The organism is Lentibacillus kimchii (genome assembly GCF_055381965.1).
The window spans coordinates 294,367-315,886 of sequence record NZ_AP043934.1 but is presented as its reverse complement, the minus strand read 5'-3'; the positions used below and the strand labels follow the sequence as shown (position 1 = coordinate 315,886).

Below are 21,520 nucleotides of genomic sequence, written 5' to 3'. Positions count from 1 at the left end.
ACTCCTTTCATTATGATTTTTGCTGATAATCTGTTAAACTGACCGGATCTTTTTTAACGAATTCATCATCCTCAATGATGTCACTATAAGACATTACGGCACCTGGAAAGTCCTTCATTTTCCAGCCTGACATATGACGATTGCCACCGTATAATGGATCTGAATAAGCACCTTCTAATGTCATGTCCCGGAGCAGACCAAAAAAGCTGCTGGCGTTTACGCCGCCCATTTTCACGTCACCGCTTTCAAAGTCCTTTAAAATGGCCATTTGCTGATCTTCTTCAGCCTTATCAAAGGACGTGTCAAATCGTTCCTGGCTTAGCTGATTCATTTTTCTTATGCCAGATCTAATCACTTCTCCCCTGTTCAAGCTGGAATGCTGCACAGATGTTCCGCCAGTTAGAAAAGGGCCATGCCTGTAATCTCTGCCATTTATCCCCCATGTACCGGCCAGCTGCTTATCGAAAAAGTAGGGAACACCCAGCTCAATCGCACCAGGACCATCATCATTTTTGGGAAATAGCCGTTCAGTTGCTTGCTCAAGCACGACAAAGTCTTCAAATCTTGTAAAGAACATGCGCGCTTCTGTGTATTTATCACCAGATTCTTCTGTTTTTGTGTCCGTTGTTTCATTTGACTGAAACTGATCCGTTAAAAGGCCTCCAAGCAATGAACCACCTGCAACGCCTCCGACCGCTATGCCGGTATTTTTCATAAATCGCCGGCGACCTAAATCAGGTTTTTTATCTTTTGCGTTGTCATCATTATCTGCCATTTTTCGACCTCCCTTCTTCTATCAGTAGTATCATCTTTATAAGGGAATATATACGCGGATGAAAAGCTTTCTCAAGTTTCATTGTTTGTTATCTTTGACCATAAAAAACTCATCCAGCTGCTCACTTTTAATAAAACTCCATAATTGATAAATGTCGTATATAATTGATAATACACAAGTTATAGAACACCAAATTATCAAGATATCTGCTCAGAGAAAATAACAAGAAAGGTTGGCATTATTGTACTTATTTGGAAGCAATTGCCCCCCCTTTCAAACAAGCTCTAACTGTTGACATTGACGCATTATAATATATAATAGTAATTAGATTATAATTATTATAATCAGATAATAGCTACCGACCATAAAATGTGTTAAAAGTAATAGCAGGAACGAGCGTTTATCTCTTCCTCTGCTTTTCTCATCATTCATTTTCGCAGCTATTATGGCGTTTATAAATATGGAGGAATTGATCATGAAATTAATTGTTGTAGGGTCATCACACGCAGGATACGAAGCAACGCAAACACTGCTGAAAGAAATGCCAGATGCAGAAATTCATTTATATGAGCGCGGCGAGACAGCGTCCTTTCTGTCATGCGGCATTCAAAGCTATTTAGAAAATGTCTCACAATCCCTCGATGAACTACATTATGCGACAGCTGATTCATACAAAAAACAAGGTGTCAATGTACACGTGAACAGTGAAGTCACCGGACTCAACCCAGATGAGAAAACCATTACGGTCAAATCCCCGGATGGCGAAACCAAAGAAAGTTACGATAAATTATTCTTAAGTCCAGGAGCGGTTCCATTCGAACTCCCTGTTCCCGGTAATAATCTGACTAACGTTTATTATCTGCGCGGCCGTGATTGGGCTGGTCAAGTCAATGAACGCATGAAAACTGCTAAACAAGCGATCGTCGTTGGCGGCGGCTATATTGGTATTGAAGCAGCTGAAGCGTTCACCAAAGCTGGCATCGATACAACCGTGATCGATACGCTGGACAATATTCTGCCAGCCTATCTGGACAAAGAATTTACCGAAGTAGTGGAAGCAAACGCGGCAGAACACGGCATGAAATTCCGTCCTGGTGAAATGGTCAAAGAGATTGCCGGTGAAAATGGAAAAGTATCTAAAGTGGTTACGGATAAAGCCGAATATGAAGCAGATACAGTTTTAATTGCTGCCGGCGTTAGACCGGATGCCGGTTGGCTAAATGGTATAGTCGATTTAGATGAGCGCGGATTCGTCAAAGTGGATGAATACCTGCAAACCTCCCATCAAGATATTTACGCTGGAGGGGATGCAACAAAAGTTCCTTTCGCCCCCGGTAATGATAAACGTTCTATCCCATTAGCCGGTAATGCCCGTCGCCAAGCTGTTATTGCAGCGAAAAACATGGCAGCAGACGAAAATAAATATAAAATGCCAGCTGTTTCAAGCACATCCGGTTTAGCACTATTTGATTATAAGTTTGCCAATACAGGCATAAAAGATGCTAATGCCGATACACTTAGTGCAGCAATCGATAGTCAATACCATGAAGAACAAATCTTACCAAACTTCATGCATGATGATACGAAAATCGCCATGAAAATTCACTATGAACAAGATTCACACCGCATTGTCGGGGCACAGCTCATGTCACAGAAAGATGTGATGATGGCCATCAACGCGATATCTGTCGCTATTTCTGCTAATTGGACATTAGAGGATCTTGCTTTAGCAGACTTCTTCTTCCAGCCAGAATACGACGACACATGGAACTTCCTGAACGTGTTGGCTCAACAAGCATTGGGCGAAACATTCGGAAGTGACCAGCAGTTATTCTAATTTGACGGTCATCATAAATACACCCGAAACTCTAAAAAGACGTGCAGAGTACGCTTAACAACTCTGCACGTCTTTTACATTGAGGTCGTTAAATAAGAAAACCGGACGTGACAAACAAGAAGAACAACTAGACATCCGAAAAGTGGATTGTCTCCAGTTGATCCCGCAGGCAAGCATCTGCTGTTTGTCTGTGCTAAAATAATCATGATAGTATATGCGCTGAAAGGATGATCAGAATGGCAAACGACGTTAAACTTACATCACTCTCCTCGAAAGGCGGCTGTGGCTGCAAGATTGGTCCGGCTGATTTAGAAAATGTGCTCCGCTCGCTTCCCAAACAGTCGGCACCTAATCCAAATTTGCTGGTTGGTCTTGATACCGGAGATGATGCAGGCGTTTATCAATTAACGAACGATCTCGCTCTTGTCCAGACGACCGACTTTTTCACACCGATTGTTGATGATCCATATGACTTCGGTCAGGTCGCTGCGGCCAATGCCATCAGTGATGTGTATGCGATGGGCGGAACACCCATTACAGCATTAAATATTGTTGCCTTCCCTATCACCACATTAGATGAGAGCATTCTTACCAGTATTCTGCGCGGTGCCGGTGATAAATTGGACGAAGCTGGTGTCTCGCTTGCCGGCGGTCATTCGATCGATGACCAGGAGCCTAAATTCGGTCTGGCCGTAACCGGAACGATCCATCCTGATAAGATTCACGCCAATAGCGGTGCCCGGCCGGGAGATAAGCTAATTTTAACCAAACCTATCGGCGTAGGCATTATGAGCTCTGCTCTGAAGAAGGACATGCTGACACAGGAAGGCATTGATCGTCTGACAAGTGTCATGACGACTTTAAACAAAACAGCTTCCGAAACGATGCGCAACTATACAGTGAACGCAAGCACCGATGTCACTGGGTTCGGACTGCTTGGTCATTTATCGGAAATCGCAGCTGCAAGCCATGTTGATGTACACATTGACGCTGATGCTGTTCCTGTCCTGCCGCGGGCACAGCAATTAGCCCAAGCAGGTGTCATTCCGGGCGGCACAAAAAATAACTTTAACCATGTCAAAGAGCATGTAACATTTTCGGAGAATCTCGCCGAAACAGATCAGTATATTTTATGTGATGCCGTAACCTCAGGTGGCCTGCTCCTGTCCGCAGACAGCAGTGAGGCTGACGCTTTGCTCACGGAATTACAGCAAAAAGGGGTCGAAGCCCACATGATAGGCGAGGTAACAGACGGGAAAAACGGACACATTACAGTCGATTAGTCAGGAAGGGATGAGGATATGTTTCAGGACATAACCTTGCAGGAATTATTAGAGCAGCAGAAACAGGGCAACCAGACCATTATTGATGTACGGTCACCGTCGGAATACAACGAAACGACCATCCCTGGCAGTATCAATATCCCCGTCTTCACCGATGAGGAACGGGCCGAAGTCGGCACTCTGTATACACAAGAAAGCAAGGAAGCCGCCAAAGAACGCGGGCTGGAAATTATGTCCGCTAAGCTCCCAGACTTCATGAAACAGTTTAAAGAGATTGACACACCCAAAACGGTCTTTTGCTGGCGCGGCGGTATGCGCAGCAAAACAGCCGCAACCCTTTTGGATTTAATGGGCCTTAATGTCAGCCGGCTTCACGGCGGCATTCGGGCCTACCGGCAATGGGTCGTCGGCGAACTGGAAAAGGAGGACTTCCCGCCCGATCTTATTGTTCTAAACGGCAATACCGGTACAGGCAAGACGAAACTGCTGCACCATTTAGCGGAAAAAGGCTATCCAATGATTGACCTGGAAGGCATAGCTGGTCACAGAGGATCCATTTTTGGCCATATTGGACTGGAGCCCAAGATCCAGAAAGAATTTGAATCCCAGCTCGTCCAAAACATGCACCAGCTGTATGACGTGCCGTTTGTTTTAATTGAAGGTGAAAGCAAGCGGGTCGGCAAAGACACCATACCGGAATTTTTCTTTAATAAAAAAGAACAGAGTACGCAATTATTTATTAACTTACCTGCCCAGCAGCGCGTTGAGAACATTTTAGAGGACTATCAGCCATGGGACTATCCCGACCAGTTTATGGAGGCATTTGACCGGATCAGGAAACGTATTCATACGCCCATTGCCAAACAGATTGAGGCTGACCTGAATGCGGCCAGATACAGAAGCGTTATCCAGCTCCTGCTTGAATACTACTATGATCCGCGGTACGAACATGCAACGAAGAAATATCCGGACGAAAACACCGAAACGATTCAGGCTGATGATATGGACGATGCTGCTGCCCAAATCGAGACACAGCTAGCGGCTATGTATCCAGATCAGGTAAAATCCGTTTAAACTTTAAACCAGCCTTCGTTCATCCTCTGTTCATAAACATGTGATACCTTTATAATGATTATAAGATCATAGCTTTTTCAGCAAAGGGAGAGATAATGTTTGCGAAATTATAGTAAGGTATTACTTCGTTTTTCCGCCCTGTTCGCATTGATCGGTGCCTTTATCGGGTCACATATGGCCGGATCAGGAGGCGCCATGTTCAAATCAGTGCATGCCCACATTCTGGTTGTCGGGTGGCTGACGTTGTTTGCGTGGGCTGTTTATTACAGACTGTTCACTCCGGTCAAAACGATCATTGCCACTTTGCACGTGTGGACAGCGATTATTGGAGCAATTGGTCTGACTGTCGGCATGTGGTTCTATTATCTCAATCCGTTTGACTTCGCTGATGGACTGACGACGGTTGTCTTTATTGTCGGCGGTTCGATCATGCTGCTCAGCTTTATACTCTTTGCCGTCCTGACATTTATGCCCCGGGAAGAGGATAAGTAATCTCTGAAGCGGCCTGAACAGGCCGCTTCAGACTATTTGCTGGCCAATCCCCCGCCTATTAGAACACCAGGCCAACCAGCCACGGGGCTGCATATAATGTCATAAACTGAATACCATAATGAACACCTCTCCGGTGCAGAAAACCTGCCACTAACCCGATCAGCAGCACCCCTGCAATGTTTAAAGCACCAGCATCCATATACGCGAGCATCAGCACTAAGCCGAAAAACAAACCAAGCAGTGCTTCATGCGGAATATATTTAAACACGAAGGCACAGATTGGCTGCGCATACTTAATCGTAATGAAAAACGTGATACCGATCGCAATAACAGCACCAATCACGGACGCCGCGACGAACTCATTCATCGACAGAATATCATGCAGATTATGCTCATAGCTAAATACCGGTGGTGCATTAAACAACGCATGGCCAGGACCCAATGCTGTTGGCGACAGCGGATAGCCAATGGCGATTAAAGGAATCAGCGTGCCGGCAATATAGGCCGCATTGGTCAGCCCGTCCATACTGGAAATGGCCCTTGATGCGCGTTTGACCGGATCCTTAATGCGGCTTGCAATGGTCTCGCCGAGCAGAATCGTCATGCCGACCGGTGTCAGGAAAAACGTCGCAACCCCAAATACGGAACTGACAGCGCTTGATAGCGTCTCTTTATGATCCAGGATTTTAAATGGATTGGGAAAGCCTTTGTCCGTTTGGGTTTTGCGCATCACAATCTGCTTCTTGCCGTGGCGTGGCAAATTCCGTCTGATGCGGCTATTCAGCAGCTCAAATAACTTTAAGATTACCGGTCCGATCGTAATCCCCAGGAAAAAAGATGTAAAAACTGTGACATCCTCTGGTACAATATTCAAATCCCAGTAGAGGTTGCGCAAGCCCTGAATAATAAACGCAAAAGGCACAATGGAGATCAGCGCAAACCAGCGATGTTTGGTCAGCAGCGCGAGAAAAATCGCCCCGGCGAAAAATACCTGACTGGAATATTCCTGAATGACATCAGCCAGCGGTGTCAGCGCCGTCGCCAAAAGCAGACTCAGCGGAACCGCAACAATAGTTCCAATCACCGAACCAGAAGCCATTTTGCGAATGCTCACATCAGGCTTGCCATGTTTTTTCAGCACCATGGCATGCTCAACCATAGGAGCGGACATCACACCGCCAGGGATTCCCGCAATAGCCACCGGAATAGAATCGGTTAGTTTCTTTGCAACAATTGCCGCGATAAAAAAGGTCAAAATAAGAATCGGCTCCATGCCGGACATCACCAGCACCAGCGTTACCGGTGCCAAAACCGCTGTTTCATCTGTCCCCGGCGCAATGCCGATAATCGTATACAGGCCTGCTGCAACGATCGCAACAAGCACCATTTGCAACATTAACATTATATCCATAAGACCTTACGCCTCATCATTGGTATAACTGAATTGACGTTTCGGTTTAATCAGAATGGTGCTGATAATAAAACCTAATACCGCTCCGACCAGCCCAAAAATGAGCGGCTGCTGTCCTGCAGGTGCGATGATATAGCCGCCGACTGACGTCAAGCTGCAAACGACGAGACTCAGCACCAGGTCTTTTATATTAACGTAATCTTCCCATACTTCGATATTGTCTTGTTTCTCCTCTTGTTCCAAATCCAACAACTCCTTCTTCATACCTCACGATTTCAGATTATACCTATTCAACATTGTTTAAGAAAGGCCTTATTTCGTTATTAATTGCTCCCATCTGTTTTCCGGCCGTTCCGGAAAATGGCAGCTTAGAAACCGTCACTCGGCACATAAAGACATCCTTTTATCCCAAACTAATCATGAATACTTTTTAGGAGGCATTCTCATGCAGAATCAACCGCAAAATTTCACGAGCACGACACAACTGCCACCACAACAGCATTTCGGCGGGCATGATATGTTTGATGGTCATGAAGCCTTATCGGCACTGGCCGGTGCTATGGATAAGTGCGTTCTGTTTGAACAATATATCCAGGACCCGGAATTACTAACCATGTCCCAAAAACACCGGTCTTTCAGCAATCAGCTTTACAACACACTGGTGGACACGTACCAATCCGGTCAGGATCCAGCTGTCGATACCCAGTCTTATAAAATGGATCAATCCAACGATGTCGTTTACGGCATTGAAGCACCCGCACAGCCAACCAAGCCAGTGCAATCACCAGGTGAAATCAACGATCAGTCGATATCCGGATTCATGATGGATTCACTCAAATCAACCGCCACAGGCTTCACAAGCGCGGCCCTTGAATCCACCAATCCGGTTATGCGCCGTGTTTTGGCAGACAGTGTTCCAAATTTAATTGAAATGGCCTATGAAGTATTCCTGTATCAAAATAAAAATCAATATTATCAAATGCCGCAGCTGCAGATCCAGGACATGCAGGCATTCCAGCAGAGTTACGCTCCAGCACAAGGTGTCATGCCGCATTAATGGTTTCATGCGATAGCAAAAAACCGCCTGTTTCGGCCCTAAGGCCAACAGGCGGTTTTTTCATCAGATAGACACTTCATTGTTTAATCGAGCAGTCGATTATTTTCGTCGACTGACATGACACGCGCCGATTCAGCATCCTCGGCATCATACACACCATCACCACGGCAAGCGCTGCATTGATACTGCCAGCCTTCATCATCTGATTGCATGCCTGTGCCATTGCAGGCTTTACAGGTTTCTTCAAATGCCATGATTTTTCCCTCCTTGCTATTGCCGGTCCATTAAAGGGCTGAACCGTCATACATAGCTTTTACAGCAGTCGTCAAATCATTCCCGGTCAAAACTGATCCCGTAAATTAACAGCCCTGCTTGGATATTTATAAGCGGGATAAAGTAATGTTTTGCCGCACATACTACATTTGAAAGGCTTTTGAAAGAGCTTTTCAAGGAGGAGCTTCCTGATGGGCAGAGATGAACACAAGACCAATCGCCGCGGACGGCCGCGTCTGGACCAGACTCCGGAATACGCTAAAACAAACGGTAACGATGTTGAGTTTTTCGAGGAATTTGCAGATTCCGATGACAAAGAGGCACAAGTGCGGCGCCAAGCTGCAGAAGAACGCTCCAACAAACGATAATCGTCATAAAAGTGCTCCGGGCAGTCCCGGGGCGCTTTTTTTGACTAGCATGCTTTGCAGATGTCATGCGTCCTCCCGTATAATGGCAGCAGAAACATTTATAAAGGGTGATACACATGGCAAAGAAAAATGTTGATGACTATTTAACCGAGGGCATCTACGGGGCACGGCAAACAAAGCCCTCTGAGCGCAAACGATTCCTCGGAACACTTCGGGAACGTATTGTCCTCGCTCTCACCAAGGGCCAGATCATGCATAATAAAGGACTTCAGGATCTGGAAGAAGCCATGCGGACATACCCTGATGCCACCCTGCTGATAAATGGCAAAGTAGCCCGCAGATTTCTAAAAAAAGAAATAGCGCTGGCCCGCCAATACCATATCCCCTACACCGAGATCACCAACGAAGAGGCAGAGACAGATATCGGTGCCGTGCTGACATATGGTTATGCGCTCAATCTGAACGCGATTTTCGCAACGGATGACCCGGCTAAAAAACCGGATAAGGATACTTCTTTTTTCAGCAAAATCAAACGCTGGTTCAGCTAAAAAGACTGTGCCTTACATAAAAAGGAGCTGATCCCGGTATCCTAAGGACTGGAGGTGTTTGATATGGCAAAGCACTACCTTTGTCCTAACTGCAAGACCAATCGTTCCCGGTTTAATATGATTGAACAAGCAGCCAGACCGGTTAAATTAGACCCCGGAACCGGTGACATTCTAAATGACTATACCGACAGTGAGCCCGAGATCTTTCACAGAGCATACGATGGCCCAGCTTATAAAATTCAGTGCGGTTCCTGCGGCCTTATTGAAGATGAGAAGCAGTTTATCAAATTCGCCGAACATATGGACAACAGCCGCTAAAACAGATCCCTGATCGCGTTTCCTAAACGCCACAGTCCAGCTTTACATATGTGAAACGTTTTCATATAATGTATATATGTATAAGCAGTAAAGGGGGACTTCAGTGGTGAGCGACATAAAAGAAGGCACGCTGCTATGGGAACCAAGTGAGAAGCGAAAACAACAATCCAACATATATGATTATATGAATTGGCTGCGTGAGCATAAAAATCTGCATTTCACGGACTATGATGCCCTGTGGCAGTGGTCCGTTGATGAAGTGGAAGATTTCTGGGCATCCATTTGGGCATATTTTAATATTCAGGCGAAAGACCCTTATGAAACCGTCCTGACATCCCACGAAATGCCCGGAGCGCAATGGTTTCCCGAGGCAACAATTAATTACACCGAACATATTTTCCGCAATTGGGATGAAACTGAGCCGGCGATCATCCACGCCTCAGAACTGCGCGAGACAGAACATGTTACATGGCAAAAGCTTTATCAGGACACAGCCGGACTGCAGCAAACGCTTAAAAATCTTGGCGTCGTAAAAGGGGATCGTGTTGCATCGTACGCCCCCAATATCTATGAGTCTATTGTCGCTTTTCTAGCAACGGCAAGCCTTGGCGCTATCTGGTCCAGTGCATCACCGGAATTCGGTGTGCAGAGTGTGACGGACCGGTTCCAGCAAATTGAACCGAAAGTAATGATCACCGTCGATGGTTACCGCTATGGCGGCAAAGACTTTGACCGAATAGATGTCGTGGAAACCATCCAGTCGGCATTGCCCGCGTTAGAAGCAACCATCGTGATTCCCTATTTACAGGATGAGCCCACTATTACAGGCTTAAAAAACGTTATGATGTGGGATGGAGCCGTAGCCGTGTCAGGAACACTCACCTATGAGCATGTTTCGTTTAATGAGCCGCTCTGGATATTATTTTCTTCCGGAACAACCGGCAAGCCCAAACCGATCGTACAAAGTCAAGGCGGGATTCTGCTGGAGCACTTAAAGGCACTGACGTTCCATGTTGATCTCCACAAAGGTGACCGGTTCTTCTGGTTTACAACAACCGGCTGGATGATGTGGAATTTCCTTGTCGGCGGCCTCCTGACCGGCAGCACGATTATCTTATATGACGGCAGTCCCGGCTATCCCAACAAACGGATGCTGTGGCAATTTGCGCAGGATACGAAAATGAGCGTCTTTGGAACCAGTGCCAGCTTCATCACTGGCTGCATGAAAGATGGTATCGAGCCGGGCAAAGAATTTGACTTGCGCCATCTTGAAAATATCAGCTCAACCGGTTCGCCGCTGCCGCCAGAGGGCTTTCAGTGGTGTTATGATCATGTGAAGGAAGATGTGTGGATAGCTTCATCAAGCGGCGGCACCGACGTCTGCACAGCATTTATTCTCGGCGCACCGATTTTACCCGTGTATGCAGGTGAATTGCAGTGCCGCGGACTTGGGGCAAAAATTGAGAGCTTCGATGATCAGGCAGAGCCGCAAATCGAGGAAGTCGGTGAATTGGTCCTGACTGAGCCCTTTCCATCCATGCCGATTTATTTCTGGAATGACCCTGACGGCAGTCGGATGCACGACAGTTATTTTGACGTATTCCCAGGTATTTGGCGGCATGGCGACTATTTAAAAATCACTGACCGGCATACTTGCGTGATTTACGGGCGGTCAGATGCGACCATCAACCGCGGCGGCATCCGGATCGGCACAAGCGAGATTTATCGTGCTGTTGATCATGTGAGCGCCGTGAATGACAGTATTATGGTTGATGTTCCTAAAGAGGACGGCGAGTCGTATACACCGCTGTTTGTCCTGATGAAAGACGGCGAGGAACTGACCGACGACGTCAGAAAAACGATCAAGCAGCAAATCCGGGAAAACTGTTCACCAAGACACACCCCGAGCGTTATTCACGAAGTACCGGATCTGCCCAAAACCTTAAACGGCAAAAAGCTGGAAATCCCGATCAAAAAGATCCTGACGGGGCAGGCAGCTGAGAACGTTGTCAACAGAGGTTCCTTAAGCAACCCGGATTCCCTGGATTATTTTGTGCAGTTAGCCGGTCAAAAGAATGCGTAGCCGTATAAGCGGGGAAATACCGGCGGGATAAAAGACATAAGGGCCCGGGACAAAACCGCTGCGGGAAAATGCTGCGCTTTCCGGGGGCGGCTGGCAAGCCTCCTCGGCCTGTCGGCCTGCGGGGTCTTCTCTATGCCTTTGCTCCCCCAGGAGTCTTCGCATTTTCCCTTCGCTCCATTTAGCGACTAAAATAAACCCGAACATATTCACTTTAATAAGTGATATTTGTTCGGGTTGGTTTTGTTGGGGATCGTTTTGTCTCGCCCCAGCCGCCCGCGGAAGGCGGCATCTGTTTCCGGAGAGGGTTAATTCTAGCCTTTATGAAATAACGCACTCTCCGGGAGGTGCCGGGTGTCATTATACAAATCACAATGCCACCCGTCCGCGTCCTTGGTTAAAAGCGTGAGCGATGTATTGTCTAAAGACCCGCTCATTTCTGCTTGCGGCATCAGCTCTGTCAAAAGGTGCTTGATAAAAGTGCCGTGACTGACCACCAGAACATTTTCGTCCGGATGATTGCGCGAAACCTCATCAAGCACAGCCAGCCCTCTTTCAATCACACGGGCACGCGTTTCATAGCCCAGATCCTGTTTATGCCAATCTGTTCCCCACGTTTGCACACGTTCTTGTTCATTAGTCCCTTCAATCAGTCCAAAGCTTGCTTCACGCAATCGCGCATCAGTGTGCAGCGGTTTATGAAGTTTCGCGTTCAGAATCTCAGCGGTCTGTTCAGCCCGCAGCTGCGGACTGACATAGATTCTGTCCCAGTCAGCCGCTTCCAGCGTGTCTCTCAGTAATTGAGCCTGCTGCCTCCCCTCTTCATCCAGTGACGTATCCGAATCACCCTGAACTCTCGCCTCTTTATTCCACTGTGTCACACCATGACGCACGAATCCAATACGACCCATAATCAAAGCAACTCCTTCAAACAATCATTGGGCAAATAGCCCCGCTTATCTAGTTTAGCACAACGGCCACAACAGACAGTTAGTGATAGGTCGCCTCCTCAATCATGGCTCCCGATCTGTTCTGAGTTGCCAGACTGACAATCACATAAGCAAGCAATGCCGCCACGACCGGCAGAACAACCGAATGCAGACCGAACGGCTTTGGAAAGAACGTATCTGATAAAATGTACAGGCCGACACCCGTAATCATCGACGTAAGGGCGCCATATTTGTTGCCTTTTTTCCAGTAGAGCCCCAGCACAATCGGCCACATAAACGCCGCCTGCAAGCCGCCAAAGGCAAATAAATTCAGCCAGATAATCAGATCAGGCGGGTTCAGAGCCATCAGGAAGACAATCACCCCAAGAACTGCGGTTACACCAATACTAAGCCCTTTCACCCGTTTTGGAGGTGCCTTTGGTTCGACATAATTCAAATAAATATCCTTAACGAGTGAAGAACTGACTAAAAGCAGCAGGGAGTCCACCGTTGACATAATCGCTGCCATCGGAGCCGCAAGCACCATGCCTGCCAGCCAGTTCGGCAAAACTTCCAGAGCAATCAGCGGCATGACTTTATCACCCACTTCAATACCTGGCAGAATCGGCCGGGCCAGGACACCAATCAAATGCATATTCAGCATAATAATACCGACGACAATCGTGCCAATGATAATCGCCCGATGCATCGAGCGGGAATTTTTATAAGACATCGCTCTGACTGTAATCTGCGGCAGGGCCACGACACCGACACCGACCAGCAGCCAGAATGACGACACGAATTGGGGTGTGAGCGTGCCTTCAGCACCAAACGGCGTAATCAGATTCGGGTTTTCCGCACGAAGACCCTCCATCAGATTGGACAAACCGCCTCCTGCCACAATCGTCGCAATCAAAAGAATCAGCGTCCCGACAAACATGATCGCTCCCTGAATGGCATCGGTCAGCGCCACTGCCCGGAAACCGCCAATAGTCACATAAATCAGGACAAATAACGCAAAGATAAACAGGGCCGTTGTATATGGAATACCGACCAGTGATTCGATCAGCCGGGCTCCGCCAATCCACTGCGCCGCCATCGCAGAGAATAAGAATATGATGATACTGACAGCTGAAAACAGAACAACCCATTTGGACTTATAGCGTTCCTTTAAAAAATCCACCATTGTCAGGGCGTTATATTTCCGCGTCACAATCGCAAACTTTTTCCCCAGCACCATCAGGACAAAATAACCCGTCGACACCTGAGTCATCGCGAGCAGCACCCAGCCGAGGCCTTCCGTATAGGCTGTGCCCGGTCCGCCAATAAAACTGCTGGCACTGCCATAAGTCGCTGTCATCGTCATCGCAAGGACAAAGCCGCCAAGACTTCGCCCACCGAGAAAGTAATCCTGCATAAACGAACTGGACGACTGTACCGATCTGCTCGCCCAGACACCGGCACCAAATATAATAAGCAAAACGCCAATTAACGGAACTAATGCCTGCCATGTCGTCATAGCTCGTTCTCCTCATCATCCAGTGAGACCTCGACAAACCATTTTTTGACGACAACAGTCACCAGAACAGCCATGACAATAAATCCTACAACACAGCTGTAAAAAAACCAGGCCGGCAATCCAAAAATATATGTATAGTCAGACGGGTCTTGACTGCCAAGACCATACGCAAAGACAAACCACCAGATAAAATTAAATATGGCCAGTCCAACGCCAATCAAGGCCTCACGATTAGCCACCTTATAACGCGGGTCCTCATCGGGCAAATACTGTTTATTCAATGAATAATCCCCCTTGAATGTCCCAGTCGTTCCAGGGCAGGACATTTCTGCGACTATAACTCACTATAACATATTTGTAATATTTAAAAAGTTCATTGCTTAAAACTGCCCTGTGACTAAGCTGGGTTAAAATGAGCGCAGGAAACGACTAAAGACTCCTGCGGGAACAAAAGCATAGATGAGACCCCGAAATACGTCAAGCACAACGCAAGACTTCCCCGAAAAAGCTCGCGGGCGTGACGAGCAGGAGAAGGCTCACCAGCTGCCCGCAGAAACCGACGTCTGTTTTCGGAGCGTTGTGCTCACATTCGAGTTGTTCGGATCACCCTTTGACAGGATACTTTTGTCTCAGCCTCTGCTTATTCCATAGTTATGGTTGACTGAGGTGCTTTTCGCGCCAGGCACATAATACCGGCAATCAAATAAAAGATTCCGCCAAATATCAAAGCTCCAAAGGTGATCAGCGTGGATACCGCCGCCGTCACAATCAACATAATGCCGGCCGCTTTGGGTTTGCTGTTGCCTTTCATAAACACGATTGAGATAATTCCCATAATCACACTAATTACCGTCAGAATAACAAGGAACCAGCCGCCGCCCTGAATACCTTCTAAAGCTACATCCAGCTCGCCTGGTGCTATACCGGGCTGCTGCTTCATTTCATCTGTTGCTTCATTCAAAACCGCCTCGTTATTAGACACCCAGACCATAAGACCGCCTGCGATCGAAAAAAATCCATAAACAAGTGCACCTATAACCGATAAAACGATTTCCCCTGTTCTGCTCATACTGCTCCTGCCTCCCTTATTAAAAGATGCATGACATGGCCATCATCACCAGTCACATAGTTGTAAGTATTTTCTTACCTCTTTCATTCTATCAAACGTTACTAAAAAATTTAACTATCATGACAAATTCTTATTCTTTTGTTAAACTGAATATGAAAAGACAATTAAACACTACTAGGGGTGCCCAAAAATCGCGGGCTGAGAGGAAAGGCGTTCGAAGCTTTCCGACTCTTACGGACCTGATCTGGTTAGTACCAGCGAAGGGAAGTAGTCTGATAACGTATTCAGCTATTTTTTAAGCCAGGTCCAGTCAATGGATCTGGCTTTTTTGATTTTTCTGCCGCCCCTAATGAAAGGAGCATTGGATTGAACCGTACGCACCTCCTGACAACAATGGCTGTTTTTGTCGCGATTGGAACACTGGGAGCTCAACTCTTATGGTTTCCAGCAGGTGTCGCGAAAGCTTATCCTGTGCAGCATGCCGTTAATGTAACAGCAGCTGTCACGCTCGGTCCGGGACCGGCCGTTATCATTGCATTTATGATTGGCCTGCTTCGCAACATGCTCGGTCTGGGGACGCTGTTAGCCTTTCCCGGTGGCATGGTTGGCGCCTTTCTGGCTGGCTGGCTCTACCGGCTGACAAACAGAAAAGGAATGGCTGCCTTTGGCGAAGCGATCGGAACTGGTATAATCGGATCACTGTTCGCCGTGCCCTTTGCACGCATTCTGCTGGGAAGCTCAGCCGGTGCCTTTTTCTTTATGCCGTCATTTCTTGTCAGCAGTGTTTCGGGTGCTTTAATTGGCTGGTTTGTCACAGCAAAAATGAAACAGACAAACGTCATGAAAAATCATGTCTAAGGAGGCATTGCAATGCCATCAATACCCAAAGCTTTAACCATTGCCGGCACAGACCCGACAGGCGGCGCCGGCATTCAGGCTGATCTTAAAACATTTCAGGAATTGAAAAGCTATGGCATGTCCGTTATCACATCCGTCGTCGCCCAAAATACAACAGGTGTTCAGGACGTCCAGAATATGTCATCATCCATGATCAAACAGCAGCTGGAATCCGTCATGGACGATATCCCATTCCAATCATTCAAAACCGGCATGCTGGCAAACGTCCCTATTATGGAAGCGGTCTATGCCGAATTAGCCCAGTTGGATGTGCCTTATGTCATGGATCCGGTTATGGTGACAACAAGCGGCGATACGCTCGTCTCAGAGGAGGCGCGCGATTATTTGCGCGAGGCTTTATTACCGCTGGCAGCAGTCGTTACCCCGAATATCCCGGAAGCCGAAGTACTGACCGGTATGACGATTCAAACAGCTGATGACATGAAGCAGGCCTCCCAGCAGATTGTTCACAAGTACAATGCCGGAGCTGCCCTTGTTAAAGGCGGCCATATGCAAGGTAAAGCCGTTGACTTTTTATACGACGGCCAGACAATTCATACGTTTACGGCAGAGCGCATCGAGACCAGTAATACGCATGGCACAGGCTGCACCTATTCAGCCGCCATCACAGCCTATCTCAGTCAAGGCTATACCTTATATGACGCTGTACGCCTGGCTAAAGCTTTTGTGACCTCAGCCATACGCCATTCATTTTCGATCGGCCATGGCAGCGGTCCGACCAATCACTGGGCCAGCAGAATGGAGGAGTTTAATTAAATGAAACACACGATCATTGAAGACGTACGCAAGACGACACCGCTTATCCACCATCTGACGAATCAAGTGGTGATCAATCTCTCAGCAAACGGGTTGCTGTCGTTCGGGGCAGCACCCGTTATGGGCAAAGCTGAAGAAGAAGCAGCGGATATGGCAGCGAATGCTGATGGTGTTCTCTTGAATATCGGCACCCTGACGTCCTGGGAGCTGCCGGCGATGATTCGTGCCGGCCAAGCAGCGAATGAAAATGGCATCCCGGTTTTGCTTGATCCGGTCGGTGTCGCTGCCACCCCATTCCGGACAAACGCTGTCAAAAGCATTTTAGAAAACGTGAAGCCGACAGTCATTAAGGGGAATGCCGGCGAACTCGCTCATATTGCAGGCATCCCGTGGGAAACAAGAGGCGTTGACTCAATTGGCGATGGCCATGCTGACGACATCGCCACTAAAATTTCTGATATTTACCAGACAACTGCGCTTGTAACCGGCCAGACAGATATCATCAGCAGTCATGGCAGCATGGTGTCAAATCAAACCGGCCACCCGCTTTTAAGCCAAGTAACCGGTGCTGGCTGCCTGCTGGGATCTGTCTTAACAGCCTGCCTGACCACTGACGACACGCTTGAAAACCAAGTTCTGACAGCGGTTGAATTTTACGGACTGGCCGCTGAATATGCTGCCAAACGCTCGGACGTCAATGGCTCAGGGACATTTCTGCCGCATTTTATCGATGCCCTGTCGTTTGATCCCGCCGAACTGGAAAGGACGTGAGCTATGAATTTACGGATATATTTTATCATGGGCAGTCAGAATGCCAGCCATGACAAGCCTGAGGCAATACTTGAAGAAGCCGCTCAAGCCGGCATTACAGCCTTTCAATTCCGGGAAAAAGGTGAAAACGCGCTTACGGGTGAGGCCAAATTAGCCTTAGGACATAGACTGCGTGACATCTGCAGGCGCTACAACGTCTTGTTTTTTATAAATGATGACCTTGATCTGGCTGAACCACTGCAAGCAGACGGCATCCATGTCGGACAGGACGATACACAGCTGGAAACCGTACGGCAGATGTTTCCTGACAAATACATCGGGCTGTCCGTATCCAGTGAACGAGAGATGAACAGCAGCCCGATTCAGCTCGCTGACTACCTTGGAGCCGGACCAGTCTATGCCACATCCTCGAAGGAAGATGCCAAACAGGCAGTCGGCACCGATTGGATCAGATCTCTGAAGCATCACTATCCCAGCATGCCCATTGTCGGAATCGGCGGAATCACAACAGATAATGCCTCTTCTGTGATCAGTGCCGGTGCTGATGGCGTCTCGGTCATCTCGGCCATTACTAAGGCATCCGATATTGGTACAGCTGTTAGAAATCTGTGAACACGCTTGAATTTGACGATAAAACTGGGATATAACGAACGTATCAGCCTTAAAAACGAATGAGCTGCCTCCAGCATTATCAAATGGTGTGCTTTTAAAGTTAATCATGCAAAGCGGATTGGGCCGCCCATACATTATGGACCGACGTCTCATATAGTAATGAGAAAGCTATTATAAGGAGGAAAAAAACTTATGGCCAATCAGCCACCATTTGATGATGAAAGGCTATTTAACTTTTTTGGCTCTCTGGGTGGATGGCCTTCCTACGGCTCAGGACAACCGGGATATGGTCCTGGAGTTGATCCGGGCTTCAGTCAGCCTGGATACAATCCTGGATATGGACCCGGATACGGCCCAGGATATGGACCCGGAGTCGATCCAGGCTTCAGCCAGCCTGGATACGGGCAGCCCGGATTTGGTCCTGGATACGGCCAGCCTGGATACAACCCAGGATACGGTGGACCTTCTGGCTACCCAGGCGGTCAGCAGGCCGGCCCGCCTAATTCACCACCGCCGTCATTCACCCCGCAGAAGCCAGCAACAGAAGGCCCGCCAGGTGTCAGCACGTATGCCGTTGACCCAGGCTCCATCAGAGGATGCCTGTATCAATTCACGTATATCTGGCAGAGATGGGGCGGCTTCTGGTTTTACCCAACGTATGTCGGCCGTCGTTCCGTCTCCGGCTATCGCTGGCAGCGCAACAGATGGGTCTACTACGGACTTGATGTAAACGACATTCAGTCCTTCCAGTGCTACTAAAACCTGCCCAGACACACAACAACAGCTTTTTACACAAAAAAGACCGCTCTTCTAAGCGGTCTTTTTTAGTCATCCTTAATATCCTCAACAATCGTTTCCACTTCATTCCGGGAAATTTTCTCGCGGCCTTCCTTCAAGGCTTTAATCGTCTGTTTAGCCAGGGCAAGCGGTATCCGGCAAAACAGCTTGATCGTCCGGGTATGAATATCGTTCATGTATGCATCGGCCTGAGCAAGGTTGTACTCAGTATAGGCAAACATATCATCCCGCGTCCAGCCATCCGGAACAAAATTAACACCGCGTTCACTGTCTTCGTCCTGATTCCGTAAAATATTAACAGCCTGAAGTCCGCGGCCATAGCCAATGGCCTGCTCACGGTTAGTCTGTGTCCCGTCATACCATTCCCAGATATCTGACAGCATCACACCGACCAGCCCTGCAACATAATACGTGTAATCATCAAGATCAGCCCTGTCCTTAACATCCCAGTCTTTTTCGGCCCATTCAGCCATGCCGCGGGCCATCGTGCCAGTCGATTCTTTCACGTCCGTCACAATCCCGTCCGGACACAGCCTGATCCAATCACCCAGCCTTAGCGTAACCTCAGGCAGAAGCAATTCATACGGTCCCAGAAGTTCACGGTAAACGGCATCATCAAAGCCGTGTTCTAACAAATCGCTCACCGAGCGCAGCAAATACGCTTTAATGTCTGAATTCAGCTCTTCATGGTCCTCTATCTCATCAACCGCACGCATGCATAAATAGGCAGATGCGACCGTTTCCTTCAGCGGTGACTTCAGCAGCGTAATCGGTATATAAAATGTCCGGCTTGTCTGTTTCAGTATAACGTTTGCATCTTTTTGCAGCTTCTTGGTTTCGCTCAAAAATACGCCTCCTTAACACACTGCCATTATACCAAACTATCATCCAAAATAATATGACAATAATAGCAAAAAAAGAAGGGGCACAAATTGGTGTACCCCTCTCGCATTCTATGACCATCTGCGATCAAATTTAACATCTTTGCCCTTACGCGGACGCTCCCACATCAGACCTTGCTCCAGTGCCATTTTCTTGGCAATCTGCGGGGCATTCCACAAAGGCGGCAGCAATAACAATGAAACCGGAACAGCTGTAATGACGATTGAATTCTGGATCGCCGTGATACTGTCTTCACCAATCGTTAGAATCACCATCGTTGTAAGACCGAATATCAGGGCCCAGAAGACACGCAGCCAGCGTTTCGGCTCATCATTGCCGGTCAGTGTTACCGAAACCGTATAAGACATTGTATCTGTCGTCGTCGCCACGAATATAATCGAAATGACGAGAAAAGCAATAGCCATAATCGTGCCCAGCGGCAGCTGATGCATGATCGCCATAACGGCTGCAGGCATGCCCCCTTCACTCAGCGGACCAGATACAGATCCCGGCGTTTCCTGTTCATAAAACACGCCCGATCCGCCAACAACAGCAAACCAGAAATTCGTAACGAGCGGTGCTGCAATCGACACGGCAATGACCAATTCCCGTATGGTCCGGCCGCGGGAAATGCGGCTGATAAAAATAATCAGCATCGGAGCATAGCCGATAAACCAGCCCCAGAAAAAGATCGTCCATGATCCAAGCCAGGCTTCATCACCACGGAATAAGTTCATCGTAAAGAAGTTGTCTAAATAGAAACCAGATCCACCGATAAACGAATTAAGAATAAAGAATGTTGGACCAATCAAAAGCATAATAATCCCGAGCACAAACGTCATCCCAACGTTAAGACGGCTTAAGAGGAGAATTCCGCGATCCACCCCGGTCGCAGCAGAAATGGCTGCAATCGCAACCAATACAACAATAACTAAAATGCTGACCGTCACTGTATTGGGTATACCAAACAGATCATTCAGACCATAGGAAATCTGTAAACCCAGAAAACCAAGCGGTCCCAGCGTACCAGCAGCAGTTGCAATAATGGAAAAAATGTCAGCCGCTGCCCCGATAACACTTTTATGAAAGATCTTTTCACCGAATATCGGAAATAACAATGCCCTCGGCCGCATGGGATAGCCTTTAGTGTAATGAACATACATCATCACAATCGTGGCGAGCGTTCCAAGTATCGCCCAGGCCATAAAGCCCCAGTGCATAAAGCTTTGTCCGAAAGCTGCCATGATATTGCCTTCACCGCCGCCAAACAGCGGGGGCGTATCCATGTAGTGATACATCGGCTCCGAGGCCGCCCAAAAGACGCCACCGCTTGCCAGCAGCGTCACCAGAATCATGGCAACCCAGCGATAATAACTGTATTTCGGTTTCTCCCTCTTCCCTAAGCGAACCTTGCCAAATCGGGAGAAGGCTAAAAAGATACCAATCGCAAAATTACCAAGCAGCAATAGCTGCCAATAGCCTCCAAAATATTCAGCAGCATAATCAAATAAAACCGTAATCGAGTTCCCAACCGCGTCATTGCTGATGAACGATAGAATGACAAATAATATCAAAAAACCACCGCTGACGGCAAAAACGGTCCAATCCGTTTTCGGTTTTTGAGTATTCTTCAAGATTTTCCTCCCCATTGAGGAGCAAGTGCCTATAACACCGTGATGTCATTACAGACCGTTGGATGTAAAATGATTATCCTTTGCTCAAACCATTTCTTAACTCTCTCTCTCTAAAA

Annotated in this window: 24 protein-coding genes and 1 riboswitch; of the genes, 14 read left to right on the top strand and 10 right to left on the bottom strand. The window is 47.7% G+C overall.

Annotation, left to right across the window (positions count from 1 at the left end):
* Positions 1–10: 10 nt before the first annotated feature.
* Positions 11–775: a gluconate 2-dehydrogenase subunit 3 family protein gene (locus ACZ444_RS02035; protein ID WP_382358322.1), complete on the bottom strand. Its 765-nt coding sequence runs from the start codon at positions 773–775 to the stop codon at positions 11–13.
* A gap of 475 nt (positions 776–1,250) precedes the next feature.
* Between ACZ444_RS02035 and ACZ444_RS02030 the strand changes: the two genes are divergently transcribed.
* The 4 genes from ACZ444_RS02030 to ACZ444_RS02015 all read left to right on the top strand — a co-directional run bounded on the left by ACZ444_RS02030 (position 1,251) and on the right by ACZ444_RS02015 (position 5,461).
* Positions 1,251–2,612 (top strand): FAD-dependent oxidoreductase, encoded by a 1,362-nt coding sequence (locus tag ACZ444_RS02030; protein WP_382358321.1) that lies wholly within the window; start codon positions 1,251–1,253, stop codon positions 2,610–2,612.
* Between the two features lie 227 nt (positions 2,613–2,839).
* Positions 2,840–3,895, top strand: a complete 1,056-nt coding sequence (selD, locus tag ACZ444_RS02025; RefSeq protein ID WP_382358320.1) for a selenide, water dikinase SelD — start codon at positions 2,840–2,842, stop codon at positions 3,893–3,895.
* Positions 3,896–3,913: 18 nt separating this feature from the next.
* Complete coding sequence (gene mnmH, locus ACZ444_RS02020) at positions 3,914–4,969, top strand: tRNA 2-selenouridine(34) synthase MnmH (RefSeq protein ID WP_382358318.1); 1,056 nt, start codon at positions 3,914–3,916, stop codon at positions 4,967–4,969.
* 99 nt (positions 4,970–5,068) lie between these two features.
* Positions 5,069–5,461 (top strand): hypothetical protein, encoded by a 393-nt coding sequence (locus tag ACZ444_RS02015; protein WP_382358316.1) that lies wholly within the window; start codon positions 5,069–5,071, stop codon positions 5,459–5,461.
* 58 nt (positions 5,462–5,519) lie between these two features.
* Here the strand turns inward: ACZ444_RS02015 and ACZ444_RS02010 are convergent, their stop codons facing one another.
* Together ACZ444_RS02010 and ACZ444_RS02005 are read right to left on the bottom strand one after the other, a co-directional pair.
* On the bottom strand, positions 5,520–6,872 hold the full coding sequence (locus tag ACZ444_RS02010; RefSeq protein ID WP_382358315.1) for a tripartite tricarboxylate transporter permease: 1,353 nt from the start codon (positions 6,870–6,872) through the stop codon (positions 5,520–5,522).
* 6 nt (positions 6,873–6,878) lie between these two features.
* The gene (locus ACZ444_RS02005; RefSeq protein ID WP_382358314.1) at positions 6,879–7,115 is read right to left on the bottom strand and encodes a hypothetical protein; all 237 of its coding nucleotides are present in this window, start codon (positions 7,113–7,115) and stop codon (positions 6,879–6,881) included.
* Positions 7,116–7,317: 202 nt separating this feature from the next.
* Here ACZ444_RS02005 and ACZ444_RS02000 point away from each other — a divergent pair, with 202 nt between their 5' ends.
* Positions 7,318–7,929, top strand: a complete 612-nt coding sequence (locus ACZ444_RS02000) for a spore coat protein (protein ID WP_382358313.1) — start codon at positions 7,318–7,320, stop codon at positions 7,927–7,929.
* Positions 7,930–8,012: 83 nt separating this feature from the next.
* Here ACZ444_RS02000 and ACZ444_RS01995 read toward each other — a convergent pair whose 3' ends face one another.
* A complete protein-coding gene (locus ACZ444_RS01995) occupies positions 8,013–8,183 on the bottom strand; it encodes a hypothetical protein (RefSeq protein ID WP_382358312.1) in 171 nt (56 codons plus the stop codon).
* A gap of 210 nt (positions 8,184–8,393) precedes the next feature.
* Here ACZ444_RS01995 and ACZ444_RS01990 point away from each other — a divergent pair, with 210 nt between their 5' ends.
* The 4 genes from ACZ444_RS01990 (at position 8,394) to ACZ444_RS01975 (ending at position 11,519) form a co-directional block, all read left to right on the top strand.
* Positions 8,394–8,570 (top strand): YfhD family protein, encoded by a 177-nt coding sequence (locus tag ACZ444_RS01990; protein WP_382358311.1) that lies wholly within the window; start codon positions 8,394–8,396, stop codon positions 8,568–8,570.
* A gap of 116 nt (positions 8,571–8,686) precedes the next feature.
* Positions 8,687–9,118, top strand: a complete 432-nt coding sequence (locus tag ACZ444_RS01985; protein WP_382358310.1) for a YueI family protein — start codon at positions 8,687–8,689, stop codon at positions 9,116–9,118.
* Between the two features lie 63 nt (positions 9,119–9,181).
* Entirely contained in the window at positions 9,182–9,436 is a 255-nt protein-coding gene (locus tag ACZ444_RS01980) for a DNA alkylation repair protein (protein WP_382358309.1), read from the top strand.
* Positions 9,437–9,542: 106 nt separating this feature from the next.
* Entirely contained in the window at positions 9,543–11,519 is a 1,977-nt protein-coding gene (locus ACZ444_RS01975; protein ID WP_382358308.1) for an acetoacetate--CoA ligase, read from the top strand.
* Between the two features lie 311 nt (positions 11,520–11,830).
* Here the strand turns inward: ACZ444_RS01975 and ACZ444_RS01970 are convergent, their stop codons facing one another.
* From ACZ444_RS01970 to ACZ444_RS01955, 4 genes are all read right to left on the bottom strand, one after another.
* On the bottom strand, positions 11,831–12,427 hold the full coding sequence (locus ACZ444_RS01970) for a histidine phosphatase family protein (RefSeq protein ID WP_382358307.1): 597 nt from the start codon (positions 12,425–12,427) through the stop codon (positions 11,831–11,833).
* A 79-nt stretch (positions 12,428–12,506) separates the two neighbouring features.
* Entirely contained in the window at positions 12,507–13,964 is a 1,458-nt protein-coding gene (gene panF / locus ACZ444_RS01965) for a sodium/pantothenate symporter (RefSeq protein WP_382358306.1), read from the bottom strand.
* Complete coding sequence (locus tag ACZ444_RS01960; RefSeq protein WP_382358407.1) at positions 13,961–14,230, bottom strand: YhdT family protein; 270 nt, start codon at positions 14,228–14,230, stop codon at positions 13,961–13,963. Before ACZ444_RS01960 ends, panF begins: the two co-directional genes overlap by 4 nt.
* Before the next feature lie 374 nt (positions 14,231–14,604).
* On the bottom strand, positions 14,605–15,033 hold the full coding sequence (locus tag ACZ444_RS01955) for a DUF4064 domain-containing protein (protein ID WP_382358305.1): 429 nt from the start codon (positions 15,031–15,033) through the stop codon (positions 14,605–14,607).
* 166 nt (positions 15,034–15,199) lie between these two features.
* Positions 15,200–15,316, top strand: a riboswitch (TPP riboswitch).
* Between the two features lie 83 nt (positions 15,317–15,399).
* On the opposite strand from ACZ444_RS01955, the gene thiW reads away from it, so the two are divergent.
* The 5 genes from thiW to ACZ444_RS01930 all read left to right on the top strand — a co-directional run bounded on the left by thiW (position 15,400) and on the right by ACZ444_RS01930 (position 18,849).
* Positions 15,400–15,891, top strand: coding sequence for an energy coupling factor transporter S component ThiW (thiW, locus tag ACZ444_RS01950; protein WP_382358304.1), 492 nt, complete (start codon positions 15,400–15,402; stop codon positions 15,889–15,891).
* A gap of 12 nt (positions 15,892–15,903) precedes the next feature.
* Positions 15,904–16,707: a bifunctional hydroxymethylpyrimidine kinase/phosphomethylpyrimidine kinase gene (gene thiD / locus ACZ444_RS01945; RefSeq protein WP_382358303.1), complete on the top strand. Its 804-nt coding sequence runs from the start codon at positions 15,904–15,906 to the stop codon at positions 16,705–16,707.
* The gene (gene thiM, locus ACZ444_RS01940) at positions 16,708–17,478 is read left to right on the top strand and encodes a hydroxyethylthiazole kinase (RefSeq protein ID WP_382358302.1); all 771 of its coding nucleotides are present in this window, start codon (positions 16,708–16,710) and stop codon (positions 17,476–17,478) included.
* Between the two features lie 3 nt (positions 17,479–17,481).
* A complete protein-coding gene (thiE, locus tag ACZ444_RS01935) occupies positions 17,482–18,090 on the top strand; it encodes a thiamine phosphate synthase (protein WP_382358301.1) in 609 nt (202 codons plus the stop codon).
* 192 nt (positions 18,091–18,282) lie between these two features.
* Complete coding sequence (locus tag ACZ444_RS01930; protein WP_464433561.1) at positions 18,283–18,849, top strand: hypothetical protein; 567 nt, start codon at positions 18,283–18,285, stop codon at positions 18,847–18,849.
* Positions 18,850–18,914: 65 nt separating this feature from the next.
* Here ACZ444_RS01930 and ACZ444_RS01925 read toward each other — a convergent pair whose 3' ends face one another.
* Together ACZ444_RS01925 and ACZ444_RS01920 are read right to left on the bottom strand one after the other, a co-directional pair.
* Positions 18,915–19,733, bottom strand: coding sequence for a squalene/phytoene synthase family protein (locus ACZ444_RS01925; RefSeq protein WP_382358299.1), 819 nt, complete (start codon positions 19,731–19,733; stop codon positions 18,915–18,917).
* A 108-nt stretch (positions 19,734–19,841) separates the two neighbouring features.
* Complete coding sequence (locus tag ACZ444_RS01920) at positions 19,842–21,404, bottom strand: BCCT family transporter (protein ID WP_382358298.1); 1,563 nt, start codon at positions 21,402–21,404, stop codon at positions 19,842–19,844.
* Between the last annotated feature and the right edge of the window lie 116 nt (positions 21,405–21,520).

Excerpts from the sequence above, each read along its gene's own strand:
- ACZ444_RS02035 (WP_382358322.1), bottom strand. The coding sequence starts at position 775 with ATGGCAGATAATGATGACAACGCAAAAGATAAAAAACCTGATTTAGGT.
- ACZ444_RS02030 (WP_382358321.1), top strand. The coding sequence starts at position 1,251 with ATGAAATTAATTGTTGTAGGGTCATCACACGCAGGATACGAAGCAACG.
- selD (WP_382358320.1), top strand. The coding sequence starts at position 2,840 with ATGATCAGAATGGCAAACGACGTTAAACTTACATCACTCTCCTCGAAA.
- mnmH (WP_382358318.1), top strand. The coding sequence starts at position 3,914 with ATGTTTCAGGACATAACCTTGCAGGAATTATTAGAGCAGCAGAAACAG.
- ACZ444_RS02010 (WP_382358315.1), bottom strand. The coding sequence starts at position 6,872 with ATGGATATAATGTTAATGTTGCAAATGGTGCTTGTTGCGATCGTTGCA.
- ACZ444_RS02000 (WP_382358313.1), top strand. The coding sequence starts at position 7,318 with ATGCAGAATCAACCGCAAAATTTCACGAGCACGACACAACTGCCACCA.
- ACZ444_RS01995 (WP_382358312.1), bottom strand. The coding sequence starts at position 8,183 with ATGGCATTTGAAGAAACCTGTAAAGCCTGCAATGGCACAGGCATGCAA.
- ACZ444_RS01990 (WP_382358311.1), top strand. The coding sequence starts at position 8,394 with ATGGGCAGAGATGAACACAAGACCAATCGCCGCGGACGGCCGCGTCTG.
- ACZ444_RS01985 (WP_382358310.1), top strand. The coding sequence starts at position 8,687 with ATGGCAAAGAAAAATGTTGATGACTATTTAACCGAGGGCATCTACGGG.
- ACZ444_RS01980 (WP_382358309.1), top strand. The coding sequence starts at position 9,182 with ATGGCAAAGCACTACCTTTGTCCTAACTGCAAGACCAATCGTTCCCGG.
- ACZ444_RS01970 (WP_382358307.1), bottom strand. The coding sequence starts at position 12,427 with ATGGGTCGTATTGGATTCGTGCGTCATGGTGTGACACAGTGGAATAAA.
- panF (WP_382358306.1), bottom strand. The coding sequence starts at position 13,964 with ATGACGACATGGCAGGCATTAGTTCCGTTAATTGGCGTTTTGCTTATT.
- ACZ444_RS01955 (WP_382358305.1), bottom strand. The coding sequence starts at position 15,033 with ATGAGCAGAACAGGGGAAATCGTTTTATCGGTTATAGGTGCACTTGTT.
- thiD (WP_382358303.1), top strand. The coding sequence starts at position 15,904 with ATGCCATCAATACCCAAAGCTTTAACCATTGCCGGCACAGACCCGACA.
- thiM (WP_382358302.1), top strand. The coding sequence starts at position 16,708 with ATGAAACACACGATCATTGAAGACGTACGCAAGACGACACCGCTTATC.
- thiE (WP_382358301.1), top strand. The coding sequence starts at position 17,482 with ATGAATTTACGGATATATTTTATCATGGGCAGTCAGAATGCCAGCCAT.
- ACZ444_RS01930 (WP_464433561.1), top strand. The coding sequence starts at position 18,283 with ATGGCCAATCAGCCACCATTTGATGATGAAAGGCTATTTAACTTTTTT.